This is a genomic window from Paenibacillus curdlanolyticus YK9 (assembly GCF_000179615.1).
GTDB lineage: Bacteria > Bacillota > Bacilli > Paenibacillales > Paenibacillaceae > Paenibacillus_T > Paenibacillus_T curdlanolyticus.
In genome coordinates, this window is sequence record NZ_AEDD01000001.1 from 47,354 (window position 1) to 63,837 (window position 16,484).

At 43.1% G+C, this 16,484-nt stretch carries 10 protein-coding genes; 8 read left to right on the forward strand and 2 right to left on the reverse strand.

What is annotated here, in order from left to right; translation table 11 throughout:
- Nucleotides 1-204: 204 nt before the first annotated feature.
- The 4 genes from PAECUDRAFT_RS00210 (at nt 205) to PAECUDRAFT_RS00225 (ending at nt 11,411) form a co-directional block, all read left to right on the forward strand.
- Nucleotides 205-2,619 carry a hypothetical protein gene (locus PAECUDRAFT_RS00210; RefSeq protein WP_006036059.1) on the forward strand — a complete coding sequence of 805 codons (2,415 nt, stop codon included), beginning with the start codon at nt 205-207 and terminating at the stop codon, nt 2,617-2,619.
- A 41-nt stretch (nt 2,620-2,660) separates the two neighbouring features.
- On the forward strand, nt 2,661-9,359 hold the full coding sequence (locus PAECUDRAFT_RS00215) for a S8 family serine peptidase (RefSeq protein ID WP_006036060.1): 6,699 nt from the start codon (nt 2,661-2,663) through the stop codon (nt 9,357-9,359).
- Nucleotides 9,360-9,373: 14 nt separating this feature from the next.
- Nucleotides 9,374-9,661: a hypothetical protein gene (locus PAECUDRAFT_RS00220; protein WP_006036061.1), complete on the forward strand. Its 288-nt coding sequence runs from the start codon at nt 9,374-9,376 to the stop codon at nt 9,659-9,661.
- Nucleotides 9,662-10,646: 985 nt separating this feature from the next.
- Nucleotides 10,647-11,411, forward strand: coding sequence for a replication initiation factor family protein (locus tag PAECUDRAFT_RS00225; protein WP_199558705.1), 765 nt, complete (start codon nt 10,647-10,649; stop codon nt 11,409-11,411).
- Between the two features lie 297 nt (nt 11,412-11,708).
- Here the strand turns inward: PAECUDRAFT_RS00225 and PAECUDRAFT_RS00230 are convergent, their stop codons facing one another.
- The gene (locus PAECUDRAFT_RS00230) at nt 11,709-12,059 is read right to left on the reverse strand and encodes a helix-turn-helix domain-containing protein (RefSeq protein ID WP_006036065.1); all 351 of its coding nucleotides are present in this window, start codon (nt 12,057-12,059) and stop codon (nt 11,709-11,711) included.
- Nucleotides 12,060-12,205: 146 nt separating this feature from the next.
- Here PAECUDRAFT_RS00230 and PAECUDRAFT_RS24360 point away from each other — a divergent pair, with 146 nt between their 5' ends.
- Nucleotides 12,206-12,862, forward strand: a complete 657-nt coding sequence (locus PAECUDRAFT_RS24360; protein WP_006036066.1) for a hypothetical protein — start codon at nt 12,206-12,208, stop codon at nt 12,860-12,862.
- 81 nt (nt 12,863-12,943) lie between these two features.
- Here the strand turns inward: PAECUDRAFT_RS24360 and PAECUDRAFT_RS00240 are convergent, their stop codons facing one another.
- Nucleotides 12,944-13,153, reverse strand: coding sequence for a helix-turn-helix domain-containing protein (locus PAECUDRAFT_RS00240; RefSeq protein ID WP_006036067.1), 210 nt, complete (start codon nt 13,151-13,153; stop codon nt 12,944-12,946).
- A gap of 203 nt (nt 13,154-13,356) precedes the next feature.
- Between PAECUDRAFT_RS00240 and PAECUDRAFT_RS00245 the strand changes: the two genes are divergently transcribed.
- From PAECUDRAFT_RS00245 to PAECUDRAFT_RS00255, 3 genes are all read left to right on the forward strand, one after another.
- The gene (locus PAECUDRAFT_RS00245) at nt 13,357-14,139 is read left to right on the forward strand and encodes a recombinase family protein (RefSeq protein ID WP_085979453.1); all 783 of its coding nucleotides are present in this window, start codon (nt 13,357-13,359) and stop codon (nt 14,137-14,139) included.
- 308 nt (nt 14,140-14,447) lie between these two features.
- A complete protein-coding gene (locus tag PAECUDRAFT_RS00250) occupies nt 14,448-15,686 on the forward strand; it encodes an IS110 family RNA-guided transposase (RefSeq protein WP_006036069.1) in 1,239 nt (412 codons plus the stop codon).
- Between the two features lie 132 nt (nt 15,687-15,818).
- Nucleotides 15,819-16,484, forward strand: a complete 666-nt coding sequence (locus tag PAECUDRAFT_RS00255) for a hypothetical protein (protein ID WP_144266413.1) — start codon at nt 15,819-15,821, stop codon at nt 16,482-16,484.

Genomic DNA, 16,484 nt, shown 5'->3' on the forward strand with positions numbered 1-16,484 from the left:
AAACAACACTAACAGAAAGGAGAGGTAGAATCATTTCGATGATGTGAAGTTGTAAGCGCTATTAAATAAACATAAGGGCGATGCATTTTGAAACCAAGCGGTTTACAAAACAACCCCGGTACTTTATTCCGTGAAATGTGACTAGCAATGAGTCATTTTCATAGAAAAAGGCCGGGGTTTTATTTATTTGAGAGGAGAATAGACGTGAAATTCAGGAAGCTTAGAGCACTATTAATCATCTTAGTTTCGATTGGCATGCTTTGGAACATGGACCATGTAGCAACTGCAAGTCAACAAACAGAGGTTGCTGCGACGAATAATCTGGAAGAGGAAGTCGTACCAGAGGCGCCAGGGGTTATTAATGAAAAGTCGGTCAATGCTTCGTTGGAGAAGAAAGGCAAGAAAGTGGTCAGAGAGCTCGGTGAGAAGCGAACACGAAACAGTAAACAGTTTTTGTTATCAGACGGAACGGTCGAATATATCAGTTCTCTAACAGATATTCACTATGAAGATAATCGTGGCGGACTGCGAAATATTAACACGGTGCTTCAGGACGGGGCGACTATTGATATCAATAAAGCGCCAATGTCAAAAGAAAATGCCAAACGAATGAAAGGCAATAAAAATAAAACAGGTGCAAAGCATGCAGAAAATGAATACTTCCGTGCACTGGAAGTTCCCTATGAAATTCAAGTGCCGAAGAAATTCAATACAGGATATCGGATTGGCTATGGGGATGACGAGCTAACCTTTATTCCAATAGGCGCACAAGCGAGTAAAGGGAAGCTGGACCCAGCAACGAAAGACACGGTTTTATATAAGGATGTTTGGAAAGAAACCGATGTGGAGTTGATCGCAACTAGCAACGGCATTAAGGAAAACATTTATTTGAACAGCGATGCAGCGCCTGATTCTTTCTCGTTCGAGGTTATAGGGAACCTTGCCAATAATATGACTGCTGGTGAACTCGTGTTAATGCCAGCGTGGCTGCAGGATAAGAGCGGAGCAAAGCGGGATGTCACATTGACCAAAAGAAAAAACGGGAATAAGACTTTTGTGGATGTGAAGTGGGACAATAAGGGGCTGGTTTATCCTATTGTTATTGATCCTACGACGACGATTAGTATGGAGAACTGCATGTATGTGGATAGTATGAATCCAAATAAATCCTTCCCGTACAATTCCCCTGTCAAAGTACAAGGGATGTATTTCTATAATAACTACTTCAGTAAAATCACCTTATTTAAATATAATTTATCGGCAATTCCTGCAGGAAGCCAGATTATTAGCAGTTCCCTGGATCTAGGTACAGTTCAAAAAGTCTATAATTTTTACCCGCAGACCTCAAACCCTGGATATATGGATGTAATCGCCCGAAGACTCACAGGTAGTTGGAATATACAGACAACATATAGCACGATGCCTGCTTACACGACTGATCAAGCAAGCCCTGTCGTTAGAGTGGCCAGTTGGGGGCAAAGACTTCTTTTTGATTTAAAAGATATGACGCAGTTCGCTGTGAATAACAGCAACGGCCAACTGAACTTTGGGGTTTATAGAGAAGCCGCTGATCAATTTGACGAAATTACATTTAATGGATTAGCTTCTACTATGACGATTACTTACGCAACTACAACCCCGTATGTGATCAATGGAACTATTAGTAATGATAAGAACGTCGTAAACCTTGCGTGGCAAGTTCAGTCAGTGTCTCCTCAGGTGAAATATCAAATTATTGGGACTAAAAATAATCTCTGGGAGGCTTATGATTCAGGAATCGTCAGCAATGCTTCTTCAACTCATACGGTTGCGCTTACTAATGGTACATGGAGCTTTGCAGTGAGGGTATTAAACAGTACGACATGGGGGCCATGGCACATCTTAAACAGTTCTATAACAATTAACAGTGGACCAGGGGTTACGTACAGCTACAGCAACAACCTGCTCACGCAAATATTTAACAATGATACCGGTGAAAAAATGAATCTGGAGTATGACCTGAACGGCAACCTAAAGAAAAAAGTGAAGGCGGGTATTTCACAAAAGAAGCTCATAATGGATGGAAATCCGGTCGAATGGACATCTAGAACGAGAAAAATAGAAGATGGATACGACGATTTTCTGGATACAACCATTAAACAACCGGAGAGGGATATTAGAAGCGTGTACACGGAGAGTGATGGAACATACTTCTATATCATGATCGAGCTAGGGAGATTGCAGAATTACGATATGCTGTTGCCGCATGGCTATAATGACGACAGTTATTTCGTTTATTTAGGAGCGCCCAATGGTACAGCTACGCTGACAAGATTCGGAACAAGTCTTGCATCAATGCATGCCTATTATGAGATTGGAAGTTGGGAACAAACTAACCATAATACAACCGTACATGAATATAGGAACGGAGCTTGGCAATTGACATGGTCGAGCTTGTATGTAAATAATGCCACAAGTTCGAGACGAATCATTATAGATACAGGTGCAGGGAAGGTTTTTGGAGTTAGTGCCATTCTGGAATTTAAAATTCCTCTTGACAAAATACCTAATGCTGATTTAAGTAAGGTATTTGTTGTGGCGGGAAGTGACACGAAAGATGTAGATATTGCTTCGAATTAAGTTTTTTAATACCTATCACTAAATAAAAGAGAGGTAATAGCATGAGGTTTCGAAACTGGAGCATGGTACTCCTAGCAGTCTTATTATTATGGACGGCAGTCGTGCCGCAAGTTCAAGCTGAGAATGAGCCAGCGCCTGTAGAGCGTCAACCATATGTCATTGGATTCATCGATAAAGAAATGGGCGTCGCTTCATTAGGGAGTAATGTCAAGAAATCATATCATCAGTTTCCTATTGTTCTTGCGGAACTAACGCTGGAGGAAGTTGTAAAATTGCAGGCAGATCCGAATCTGTCCTTTATTGAAGAAGATGGAGAAGTTACGAAATCTTCTATTGCAGCCTCGCAGAAAATAACGAAAAAACAAACGGAAAAAACTAGACTGGTCACAACTCCTCAAGTGACTGCTGCCACTTCCACAGCCACGGGCAAGGGAATTAAAGTTGCTGTATTGGACAGCGGTAGTTGGTCGGGGGATTCACTGACGATTAAAGGCGGTACTAATATCGTCAACGAAGGAGAAGGCTTTAGTGATGATAATGGCCACGGCACATATGTGGCTAGTTTGGTGAAGAAGCTGGCGCCGGACTCTGATGTTTATGCTGTGAAAGTATTGGATGATCAAGGCAAAGGTAAGCTGAGCCAAGTGTTGGGCGGGCTCGATTGGGCGATTGCAAACCAGATGCAAGTGGTTACGATGAGTTTTGGTACGAGAATATACTCTCAAGCATTAGCAGCAGCGACTAGTACGGCATCAGATAAAGGTCTGCTTATGTTAGCGGCGGCAGGCAATGCGAGCTTAGATAGTCTGGATTTCCCGGCACAGTATAACAGCGTAATGGCTGTTGGTGCAGTGGATGCTGATCAAAAGAGGTTACCAAGCTCGAACAAAGATTCTAAGCTTGAGCTATCGGCGGTGGCAACTGGGCTCGAAGGGCTTGACGCACAAGGGAAGCCTTTGACTCTTGAAGGGACATCAGCAGCGGTGCCACAGGCTGCAGCAGTTGCTGCGCTGTACTGGTCGACGTTCCCGACATTGAAAGCTAGTGAAATTAGAGAAATGATGAACGTCAATGCCGTGAATCTCGGCAGCATGGAAGAATACGGGCATGGCTTGGTTCAATATAAATTAAATGATGTTAACACTAATACAGATTTAAACCCGAATTCGACTGAAGATCAACCAGAACAAGAAGTAGAAAAGGCAGAGGAAGGGACAGAAGCGCCAAAGATTGTTCCAACTGAAAAGAGTGATCTTACAGGAGCTCAATCAGAAGACTTAACTGCTCTCGGCGATAGTCGTCTTGAGATCGAACGTCAGCGGATGGAATCCGCTCGTGAGTTACAGAAACAGAAGGATGATTACGCTGCTGCAGAAGGTCGTCTTACTGCTGGGGATCTAGTAAGTGAATTCGGAGTTACTCAGGAGTGGGTAGATAACAAACTATCTGAAGGTTCTACCCTTTCTGAATTGTTCACATCACTTTGGCAAGCAAATGGCGATGGATTCGGAAATAAAAGTAGTCAATCCGAAACTGAAAACATTGAAGTGATCTCGCCAGAAACCGTGAATAATTCTAACGATCAGCAAAGCACAGTGGACGCCAGTGGCGCTGAGGCTTTGAAGCCTGCGAGAGAAGCAACAGCAACAGATGCTGTATATGGGAACACGAGCAACATTCCTGCTCATTCAGTGAATAACAAACTTATGAATAAGTTTGCTATCAAGCCAACCCTATATAGTAAAGTTACAAATCAATTGAATGGTGCAGGGGCTACGAAAGCAACAGCATCGCTGATGAGCGATCCTAACACGCTGCCTACACCTGAGAAGATCGTGAAACCTTACGCTAAGACAAGCGAAGCGCCATATACGGTTGGCTTGCATCAAGAAAATGTATCCTTATTATCAGGGAGCCTTTCAATCTCGGAGAATGATCTAACATTGCCAGGCAGGAATGGACTTTCCTTCACTCTAGGGCGTACCTATAATAGCTCAAGCGCTCAATGGGACGAGATGGATGTTTCGTATTCCTATGATTATAACTATGTCTATGATTATAACGTAAGTACTAGATCCCGTAACCTAGTATATGACATAAGCGGGAGCTTCAGCGAAATGCTGGTCAAGTACCCGTGCTCAGGAACGAATAATACACCTACTGGATCATCGGTATATTCAGCAGGAACAGGATCTGTAACGCCAATTGATTCCCAAACTTTCGTGACTAAAAGCTCAGCGGATGCTTATAAAGCAACCATACCAACAAAACCTAGAGTGGTAGAACATCCGTGTGGGTATGAACCGAATCGCGTTTATTACAAAGAATATTCATTTAGCAGCTGGAGTACGTTGGAGCGTTATGGATCGTGGAGTAATGCCGTTCAAGCCCCAAACCCGTTTACTAGTCAACCATTCACCACTTCGGATCAAGCGAATGCGGATCGTGCAATTCTTAACGCTGGTGCATATAATGCGATCGTGAAAGGCGGCACATATGATGACGGCTATTATGATCAGGAATATACCTTTACTGTTAATGCGAATCAGATAGTATATGCGGTAATAGCTAACCAGAATGCGGTTAATACAACTACGAAGGATATGATGGAGTCCAAGTTTCCGATTGGAAAGGGCTGGTCATGGGATATCCCTTACCTGAAATTTGACAATGGCAGAACCTATGTCAGTCTCGGTGATGGCGGGACGTATGCAATTGAAGGCAACCAACTGAAAAATTACCCTTGGTCGGATCTAACATTTACATCAGATTCATCGGTAATATCGGGTGGGCGCACCTCCTCATATGCATTGAAGTCAGTATATGGCATTGATCAATATTTTGACATCAGAGGAAATATACTCCTGATTAGAGATAATCATAACAATACAATCTCGTTCCAATACAGCGCGGTAGCTCCATATGGTGATGTATTAACTGGTGTTACGGATGCAATTGGCAACACCATGAACATTGCTTACAGCAGTGCTAGCGTAGAGATTTCAATTGGCAGCCGTAAGGTTATTTACAGCAAGTCTGTTGTTAATGGCAAAGAAATGCTAAGCCAGGTTATAGATCCGCAAGGACGGCAAACAACGTATAGTTATGCGGTTAAACCTGCAAAGTTTAGCCTTGTCGGATCAACACCAACGTATGATAACGCATATGCTCTATTAACTGAGGTAGTACATCCTACCGGTGTGAAGACGAAATATGAGTATGAGATTAATCCCGTTACCCGCATGCTTGGCGACAATCAATCCGCACAGGCTTATCGTGTTGCAAATCGCCAAGATGTAGAAACGCTATCTGATGGATCAATCAGAACCTATAATTACTCCAGCATCGTCTATCAAGGAGATATGGGAAGCAATTATCGTGGCGACACAACTTTCTCTGCGACTTTATTCGATGGCTTGTTGGAGCACACGCACACTTATTTGAAACACTACAGTGGCGATGAAGTTGGGAATGATTATTATGAGACAGAGAGCAAGGTAAGTGACGGTACCATTGTTCGCAAGACGACGAATACTTATGATCAAGCTAAACGGCGTACTGTGCCGATTAGTGTAACAAACGTTACGCAAAATATCGTGACAGGAGCAACCTCAACACCGGTCACTTCGTCTCAAACATTTGATGATTACCAGAATACATTAACTTCAGTCAGTCCGTTAGGTGTAACAGCAACTAATGTATTTGATCCGAATACGCATTTGTTGAAAACCTCTATTGTGCCGGTTCAAGCGGGACAGAGCATTTATACCGAAATTACCTCGCGTAATGCACAGGGAGATATTCTGGAAGCAATAGTGAAGGATACAACTGCTTCAGGAGCTGTGCTGCAGCATTCTCAATTCCAGTATGATAGTTATGGCAATGTTACGCTTATTCGGAATAAGGAAGAGAATCGTGATTTAGACACTTTAATCACATACGACGAAAGCAAATATCAAGGGGCATACCCTACCAGTATCAATCAGCCTTACACAGATGCGGATGGAATCGCGCAAATTTTTACTAATAGTATGGAGTACGATAAAACTTCCGGATTGATCACCAGTTATCGAACAGGCAAAGGCGATACGACAAGCTACACCTATGATAAGCTAGGTCGCATTATCCAAGTATTACAGCCAGATCAGACTACAGTTAGCTACTCGATTGATGATGCCCATAACGAAATACGTGTTACGGATGAAGAAGGACGCATGCAGTACATGCAATGGAACGCCTTAGGCATGTCAACGGAGCAAGGGATTGTTTCTGGTGCAAGCAAGTTGAGAAAGGCAACTCAGCACTATGATAGCTATTCACGTCCTGATTGGACTGAAGATGCATTGGGGCGGAGAACGACAAGCGAATACGACAAATGGGGAAGGGCTATTGCAGTTACAGCGCCAGGTGCTGGCTTATCGACCGTACAATACGATGATATTGCAAGGTCGATAACATCTATGGATGCTGATGGTACACGCTCTCGCACATGGGGCGATATTCTTGGACGTGTGGTTAAGCAAGAAGTAGGACAAGGTAGCGGCTATCTTGTTGTTGGGACGCAGACCTATACGTATACCGGTGAAGTGTTAACAGCACAAGATGCGAAGAATGCGCTCACGCAATATAGTTATGATCCACTAGGCCGGGTCATTCAAGTGACGGGAGCAGATGGGAATATCTACAAATATAGCTATGATCGTGCTGGGAATATGACGAAGATAACCTATCCTGATCTCCAGGTCCTTACGCGCAGTTACGACCAGCTCGGAAGACTTATTTCCAGCACAGATGCTATCCAACAGCAAACGCGTCAGTATTATGATGCAAATGGTAATGTGAGTCGAACAGTCGATAAGAGCGGCAAGAGTTTTACGTTCACTTATAACAATCGTGACCAATTGCTTTCAAAGCAAGGGCCAACTGATACCATTAGTTACACGTATGATAAAACAGGCGCTCGCAAGTCGTTGACGGATAGTGGGAATTTGGTTACACAGTATAACTATGACCCGGTTACCAGCCTGTTGACTTCCGTAATCTATCCGGATGGCAAAACTATCGCTTATCAGTATAATACGGACGGCAGCAGGAGTGAAATGCATACGCCATTCAATGATACAGTAAACTATGGGTATAACAGCTTTGGCCAATTGGATCAGGTCAAGTGGAATGGTGCAATGCAGGGGCAGTATGCATACACGCCAGCGGGACGCGTCCAAAGCATTAGTAAAGCTAATAATATTGTTGAAAACCTCACGTTTACAGATGGCAGCCTTACTAGTCTGACGCATAAGACAGTTGGCAGTGCAAATCCCTTGCGAAGCTATCAATATGGTTACGATAATAACCGGAATATAACATCAATAAGTGAAAGTGCCGCGGGAATCCAGACGAAGAACAATCAGTTTGCGTATGATTCCATGAATCGGATTAGTACATCGACGTTGAACAATGAAAGCTATAGCTATGATTCTCGTGGTAATCGTAAGGCACTCAACTCAACATCATCCATTTATGAAACATCGGATGATGTGAACTATGAATATGATGAATGGGATCGGCTAAAGCGTGTAACGCGTAGCGGAGGAAACGTTGTTGAATACACATACAATGGAGATAATCTATTAGCGACACGTAAAGAGAATAATGTTACAACGCGCTACTATTACGATGGAGACCGAGTTATCGGTGAGGGAATCGTTCAGGCGGACGGTTCAGTTACAGAGAAGGCTAGCTATCTATACGGAGAAGGTCTAATTATGCGAGAGGATAGTACCAATGCCAGAGGCTATTACTTGCATAATGGACATGGGGATGTCGTTGAGATCCGTTCTGATGCCGGAAGTATTCTTAACAGTTACGACTACGATTTATGGGGAAATACAATTGCTAGTAATGAGACGGTAGACAACCTATTCCGCTATTCCGGCGAAATGTGGGATGAGGGTGCTAAGCTTCAGTATCTGAGGGCAAGATGGTATGACCCGTCCATGGGAAGGTTTATTAATAAGGATACGTATGAAGGGGATATTACGAATCCTCTGAGTTTGAATTTGTATACGTATGTTAACAACAATCCTTTAATTTATTTTGATCCGACAGGTCATTGGAATGAAAAATTAGGATTTAATTATGTTATTAATGAAATGAAGAACATGTGGGCGATAGCACCCACACAAGCTGAAAAAGATTATTGGGCTCAACAAGCTGAAAATGAAAGAAAAAAGGTTAGACAAACGAAATACTATAAAAACGGTTACTATTCTGAATCCGATATTATGCAGACATCTGACCCCATGATTCCAATGGATGAGATCATGAAACAAGCGCATGCAATGTATCCCACACTCAGTGCAATTCAAGGCTTTACTGAAGCGACTGCACAATATCTTGAAAATCATCCAGGGGAAGGTATAGCAATAGGTGCAGGAGGTTTATTCGTCAAGGGAAGTAGGATAGCAAAACTTGAAGAAGGGTTGAATTTTGCTGTAAAACCAGCTGAACATATGGCTAATAGCGCAAGATTTGTACCTGTACAAACCTTAATATCTGCGATAAAGTATGGCAAGGGTCTACCAGATCCAAGAGGGAGTTCAGCTACTATGTTTTATACTGTAATGTATAGAAATGGAGCAAAGTACAACCTTGAGGTTCTTTATGACGCTACTAATAACATGGTTCTTCACTTTGAGTATACTCGAAAAGCGATAGGTGATCTTCCGGCAATTAGCAAATAAGGTGGAGGTAATAAATGAAAGAGCGTACACCTAAAGAACGCCTATACTGGCTTCTAAAGTTATTTAAAAGTCGCCTTATAGATATGGATTATTTTTGTAATGAATTTCATATCACATTTGATCATGATACAGATTATGACGAATTAACAAGTAAAGAAAACTTATTATTCGAAGACCTTGCTAGAAGTGCCGCAAGATTCTCAGGAAGTCTTGAGGACCATTTAAATTATCCTAAGGTATACGCTACCCAAGATGAAATTAATAACAAGGTCACTGCTATACTAGAAGAGTTGAATATATAAAATTATACAACCACATGCGAGTGTAACAACTCCATGTGGTTTTTTCTTACAATCGACAGGTGCTAGAGAAGAAAGAAAATGAATTTTACGAAGTACTCATGATGGCCATATTTTAATGTCACATTAAATTCTACGACGAACTCATGAATATGAAAATTTAACATGAAGAATGCAAGGGCTATATCCTTAGGAAAGCGCATTGTAAGTAGGGATTTACGACGGACTTATGATGGTGAAATTTATATGTGAACAGTAAATTTTACGAATGACTCATGAATGTGAAAATTTAATGTGAATTTTGCAAGAAATCCAACCGAAGATACAGGTATCATCGAAGTGGGGAATCATGTATGCAAACGTTGACCAGACATATAAAATCGTGCGACTATGACGAGTTGATAGAACTAGCACTTGCGATAAAGGATAAGCATTGGTTTCTTGATCTTACTCAGAGGAAGAAGGAGCTTGAAGCGGCGGAGGGAGAATTTCGTCGGGACTTCGCGTATGTAGATTAGGTGTAGCCTTACGAGAAACCAGCGAGCCAACCTGTCAAGTCTAACGAGGCAAGAATATACCGACCAAGCGATTAGAGCGCCATAGATGCAAAGCTCGTTGGTACAACCGTTAGTTGAAGGTTGCCAATGGGAAAAGTTTCTGTCATAATAACTACTGCCAAGGACAAGGAGAGTATTGTCCGCAGAGCAACTTGAAAATAACTTCCAATCACTTAGAGCGCTTAGAAAATTCTACTACGTAGGATTCTTCGCGCTCTTTTTGCGTTCGGCGTTTCAAAAGGCGCGGTCGGTGGCGACCTCTATAATACTACGTATTAGTCACCTAAGTGTTAAATTTTGTTCGCTGCGCGAGAAGAATAGGAAGCTAAAGGAGACTGTTAGCACTGGAAGTTAACGTATCAACAGACAAATTGGTCGTTGAGTATAAGGATATACCGCAGTGGTATTTCCTACGCTGGTATATGGGATTAATGTATGGAGGTAAGTATCAAATAAAGGAGACCTACGGAAAACTGTACTGCTATCAGCTACATATCGAGCGAACCGACGGAGCCTACCTGCATCTTTTTTACCGCAATCCTAGTGAGAAGGGTAGTGGCTGGTATACGTTACGGCTTGAGACACGTCCCGAATATTATGAGCAATTTACCGATGAGCTTGAGGAGATACGCCGCCAAACAAGTGGAGTCTATTTTGTTAGCTGCGACATCGCCTACGATATTACCATTTCATTGGATAATGTATTTGTAGGAAGCAAGGATATGCGGCGAGAACTGAACCTATACAAAGGGACGCGGTACTTCGGCGAGGCTCATCAACGGAAGCAGGATGGTTATTGTCGAGTTTACGATAAGCAGCTTGAACTATGGGAGCGGCATCGTATTCAAACGGATGGTGAACTGACTCGCATTGAGATCGTATACAAGCCAGAGTCACGCATACCGCTAACGGACATCATCAATCATCCTCCGACTCAGAACCGCCAATATTTTGCTAGCATCATTGAGGACTGGACAGTGCTCCCTGCTAAACAAGTCGAACGAGTGCGGAACTGGCAGATAGGTGAGAACACGTATACACGTTACATCCGAGAGACAATCAAACAGTTACTTGCCGACAGGTCTATCGACTTCGATCAATTGGCAAGTGAACAATGGGAAGCTATGTTAGCAAAACCTTGTGCGGCGTTACTTGGAAAAGAAACCGTTCTGCGTGATTCAATAAGCATGAAGTAGGAAAGTTACCGAGAAGCAACTTGAACAGGCGCATAATCCAAGCGCGAATGCGAGAATGGGCAATAAATACAACCCAATGGAGGAATATACGATGATGAACGATACGACACACAACAAACAATCACGTAAAGGAAAAGAGGAACCCGTCAAGCGGCGATTCAGGCAGCTTGCATTGTTTCCAGAATTTCAGGAGTACGTTGATCAGATAAAGGTGTTCAAAAGCCGTAGTCGCAGACGCAGACGGTGGTAATAAATTGAAGTTTAAAAAAAGACTCTGCATACCGAAAGGCAACAGAGTCACTCTTCCCTATTAAGGGGAAGTTGATCAAATATCTCTAGCATAATGTTTTTGACCATGCGAATTTGTTTCACGTCACGCTTGGAGAGTAAGTAGATGATTTCGTCTAGTTCGCTGTCCACAGCGCTGGATTTGGGTTCTTCATAGTCGAAGAAAAGACTAAGTTTGACCTGTAACGCGTCAGCGATTTTCGCCAAGTTTTCAAGAGAGACGTTGCGTTCTCCTCGTTCTACTCCCCCTATGTACGAATAATGAAACTGGCTAATTTCGGCAAGCTGATCTTGCGTAAGCCCTTTAGATTTGCGAATTTCCCTGATTCGGGCTCCTACCAACTCTAGCACATTGGACATTCTGCTACACCTCTTATGAAAAGTGTAGTCAATGCTAGAAGTTACGGTAACAAGCACAAAAGTACTAAAAAATAATACTAAAAAGTACTGTTGTCATGTACAATATTCGGTATTACAACATTTACCGAATAAGGAGAGTTATCAACATGGCTAACGGAATAAGTTCAGCGGCAGCAAAGTCTACCAATGCGAAATCGGTAGGAAGTGGGAACGCAAAATCTAAGGGTAACAATGCCTTGTATGGCTGCATGGGATGTCTAGGCTTCTTAGTTTTCATCGGCATTGTAGTTATAGTCATCCTGAACGTTATGGATAGTGGCTCGGGGACAACTGCGCAAACAAGTACCGTTAACGAAACTATTGCAGAGCAATCGGGTACAGAAGCCAACGATCAAGTTGAAGCGGCTATTGTCAATGCCATTGGAGACCGTACCAATAATGACGAACCGCGCATTATTAACCTAGAAGTCAATGACCATATGGGGACAGACTATGAAGGGGATAAAATAGTAATCGCTACCCTCCATGCCGACGATAATCTAACTGCAGCCTATATGAACGGCGGCATACAGCTAGACTCGATTAAGCTTTTCCCTGAGCTTTTCGCAATGCCTGACATTGCAGAGGTTGCGCTACTGTGGCAATTTGAAACAACGGACGAGTATGGAAATTCGAGTCTTTCAACGCTGTTGAAAATAGACTTAACGAAGCAGACGGCCAATAAAATCAACTGGGACAAATTTGATCGTAATAATTTCAAAGCTGTCGCGGATAGCTATTGGGAGTCGCCAGCGTTACGTTAAGCTGTGAAATAGATACAAACCTCAAAGAGCGTTCTCCCTTCGAAGGTAGTGGTGAACGCTCTTTGTATTTGTGTTGGCTGCTTATGTTTCAAGAACAATAAGTTGATCTAGCGTAATATCTAGCGTCTGACATAGGTTCGCCAAAGTGCTGAGATAGACGCGCTGAACAGTTGGCTTGCATAGGTCGCTAATGGTAGATGGTCGCAGTCCAGTTAAAGCGGCTAGCTGCTGTTTGGTCATGCGGCGCTCTAGCAAAATTTCGTTTACTCGTATGCGGATGGCAGGTGTCATGAGGTGTTCCCCCCTTCAGATCGTTGTGAGTAGTTTACGATCTTCTGCGGCTCGAATACGAGCACAAAAATGTGGGTTGTGCAGAAATTGGAAGAGGTCGTATACTACGCATCAACGTTTAACCGTTAACGAAAGAAAGTTATCCGCAGAAAATCGGGGAAGCGTTACACGGACTACAATCACTGTAACGGGAGGGGCATTTCATCGTGACAAAAGTCGTCGGATACGTCCGCGTTTCAACTTATGGACAAGCAAAGGATGGCTATAGTTTATTCTACCAACTGGAAGAAATCGAAAGGTACTGTCAACAGAACGGCATGGAACTGCTTCGTGTATATGAGGACAAGGGCATAAGCGGTGCGGCAGTCGACGAAGAAGGGTTAACCGTCGAACGTGAAGGTTTGCAGGAGCTACTAGCCGATCTGCAAAGTCTTGAAGTGTCGGCAGTCATCGTCCTCAATACTTCTAGGCTATGGCGCTCGGATATGGCGAAAGTGCTTATCCAGCGTGAGCTAAAACGATACAAGGTAGATGTAACGGCGATTGAACAGCCGAGCTATAGTATCTACAATCACGACCCGAACGACTTTCTTGTGAACGGATTGCTGGAGTTGCTAGACCAGTACCAGCGGCTAGAAATTACATTGAAGTTAAGTCGTGGACGCAAGAAAAAAGCGCAACAGGGCGGCTATGCTGGCGGCGGTGTACCATATGGTTATCGAGTGGTCAAAGGCGAGAAGGTATTGCAAATTGACGATACTGGTGCAGTCGTCGTACATCGCCTGTTTGAACTGAAGGCGTTATTCTCGCACTGGTCACTTTCTCAGCTTGCAATGCAGCTCAACAATGACGGCTACCGAACAGCACAAGGTGCGGCTTTTACAAAGGTGCAGGTTAAGCGAATGTTAGATCGTGCTGAATTCTACAGCGGCATGTATAGCTACGGCGAAGTGACGGCTCCAGGTCATTATCACGCCATTATCTAAGAGAGAAACGGATGCTTAGATCGATGACATAAAACTATTTTTCGCATAGCACTTAAAAAATGACCTTATTTTGATTTATATTACCACAGGTGGCGCAAGGTAGGTTTTTGCTAACGTGTCATTGCGGCGTAGTTCGCTCGAACTGAGGATGCAAACCTTACTAGTAGTACCACCTGCATAAATAATTGAATGGTTACTCATGGGCTGAAGCTATGCTATGTGTCGTTGTGGCAACGTCCATTTGGGCTCGGGATGCAGTTCAGCCTAGCAGTCACCATTCAATCAGCACATAAGGAGTGAAACTAGCCATGAACTTGAAACCGGATCAACTGGTATATGTAGGCGTAGACCTGCACAAGCAACATCATACGGCTGTAATAATCGACTGCTGGAACAAGAAGCTAGGAGAGATCAAGTTTGACAACAAGCCGACCGTATTCCCACAGCTAGAAAAAGAGGTGAAGAAATACGTTAAGAAAGGTATGTCCGTCGTTTACGGCTTAGAGGACGTCGGCGGCTTCGGCAGGGCATTAGCCGTTTACTTGACAGAGAAAGGTTGTTGGGTAAAGGAAGTCAATGCAAAGCTTGCCAATGCTAGACGCAAGAGCCATGTCACGATACAGAAATCGGACAGTTGGGATGCAGAATGTGTAGCCAAAGTTTTACGCGATGAATTGCTGAATCTTCCCGATGCCAAACCGATTGACCTGTACTGGGCGATTAGCCAGCTAGTCACGCAACGAAAATGGCAAGCTAGAACGCTGACGGGTATGGTCAAACGGCTTCATCAGCAGTTAGGCTACCATTATCCAAGCTATAAGAAATTTTTCTCAGAGGTTGACGGTAAGACTGCTCTAGCATTCTGGCATAAATATCCTTCACCGTCCCGACTATCAGGTGTGGATGTGGATGAACTAGCGACGTATCTCCGAAAGCTAAGTAATTACGCCCTATCGACCAAGAAGGCGATGCAGATTCTAATGCTGATTGTCGATGATGGTGATACAACAAGAGACTTCCAAGACAAGCGTGATTTTATTGTCAGGGATCTTGTCCGTAATATCCGATTCTACGAGCATGGATTGACCCGAATTGAGAGAGAAATCGCAAGCCTAATGAATCAGCTAGGTTTTCAACTAGAAACCATGACAGGCATAGAATTGGTTACAGCGGCAGAGCTGGTAGCAGAGATAGGCGATATTCACCGTTTTGCATCGGCTGATAAACTGGCACGATTCGCAGGTGTTGCTCCCATTGCAGTTGGTTCAGGTGACAAGCATCGGAACTATAAGAGTAAGCAAGGCAACCGAGAGCTGCATGACATTATTAAAGCTCTTGCAATCCGTCAGATTGCCGTTACACGAACGAAAAAAGAGCCACGTAATCCCTATTTTTACGCTTACTATGAGCAAAAGATGGCGGCAGGTAAAACGAAGCAACAAGCCATTGTGTGCATCATGAGGAAGCTCGTCAACGTCATTCATTACTTGATGCGAACGAAAGCAGCATACGTCATTCCAGCAGTATCTAGCAATGAAGCGGCATGATAAAATCATAGTATCGGGCGGCGATTGTAGCGACAGTCTCCGTCCTTTTTATCAGAAATATGAGGGTTTATAAACTAGGATACGTTTGAAGGGGATATAAAGAATCCGTTAACATTGAATCTGTACACGTACGTGGAAAATAATCCTTTACGTTATTTTGATCCCACAGGTAATTGGGCTACAGAGGTAACTGCTAACTGGACACTTAATGAGATGAAATGGAAATGGCAAGATGCACGTGATAAAAATGACACTAAGGCCATGTATTATTGGGCTGGAGAAGCTAATAAGTTGCGTGCGGAAATGAGAAAGGCAGGACGTACGGAAGATCAAATCATGCAATCGGATGATGCGATGATATCTGAAGATATTGTAATGGACATTGCTTGGGCTAGTACATTTAGTTGGATTGAAAATGACCCCACAGGTTTTGGGTTCTTGACATGGTCAGCCGATAAGATGTTTTATATATCGGGAGGTGCAGGAGGAGCAGCACTCACCATTAAAGAAATAAGTGCGGGATTCATTAAGCATTCGATTTGGAATACTGCTTACAAAAAAATTGGTGAAAAAGGCATGTCGACATTCATCAAGGCATTAGGTAAAGGGTTTGTTCGAAGTGAGGGTGAAGCGGGCATTAAGAGACTGACAGGTCAAGGGGTAAAGATAGGAAAGCAATGGTATCAATATGAATTAAAAGATATTTCTAAAGAATTTGGAGATTATCGATTTTATGGGAATTGGGATGATGAATTAGGACAAGTTGTGTTTACTTACTTTGGCAAGCATGTCAAATGA

What these genes read in the sequence shown, in the direction of transcription:
- PAECUDRAFT_RS24360 (WP_006036066.1), top strand. Translation starts at nt 12,206, where the DNA reads ATGGCTAACGGAATAAGTTCAGCGGCAGCAAAGTCTACCAATGCGAAA.
- PAECUDRAFT_RS00215 (WP_006036060.1), top strand. Translation starts at nt 2,661, where the DNA reads ATGAGGTTTCGAAACTGGAGCATGGTACTCCTAGCAGTCTTATTATTA.
- PAECUDRAFT_RS00230 (WP_006036065.1), bottom strand. Translation starts at nt 12,059, where the DNA reads ATGTCCAATGTGCTAGAGTTGGTAGGAGCCCGAATCAGGGAAATTCGC.
- PAECUDRAFT_RS00240 (WP_006036067.1), bottom strand. Translation starts at nt 13,153, where the DNA reads ATGACACCTGCCATCCGCATACGAGTAAACGAAATTTTGCTAGAGCGC.
- PAECUDRAFT_RS00250 (WP_006036069.1), top strand. Translation starts at nt 14,448, where the DNA reads ATGAACTTGAAACCGGATCAACTGGTATATGTAGGCGTAGACCTGCAC.
- PAECUDRAFT_RS00220 (WP_006036061.1), top strand. Translation starts at nt 9,374, where the DNA reads ATGAAAGAGCGTACACCTAAAGAACGCCTATACTGGCTTCTAAAGTTA.
- PAECUDRAFT_RS00225 (WP_199558705.1), top strand. Translation starts at nt 10,647, where the DNA reads ATGTATGGAGGTAAGTATCAAATAAAGGAGACCTACGGAAAACTGTAC.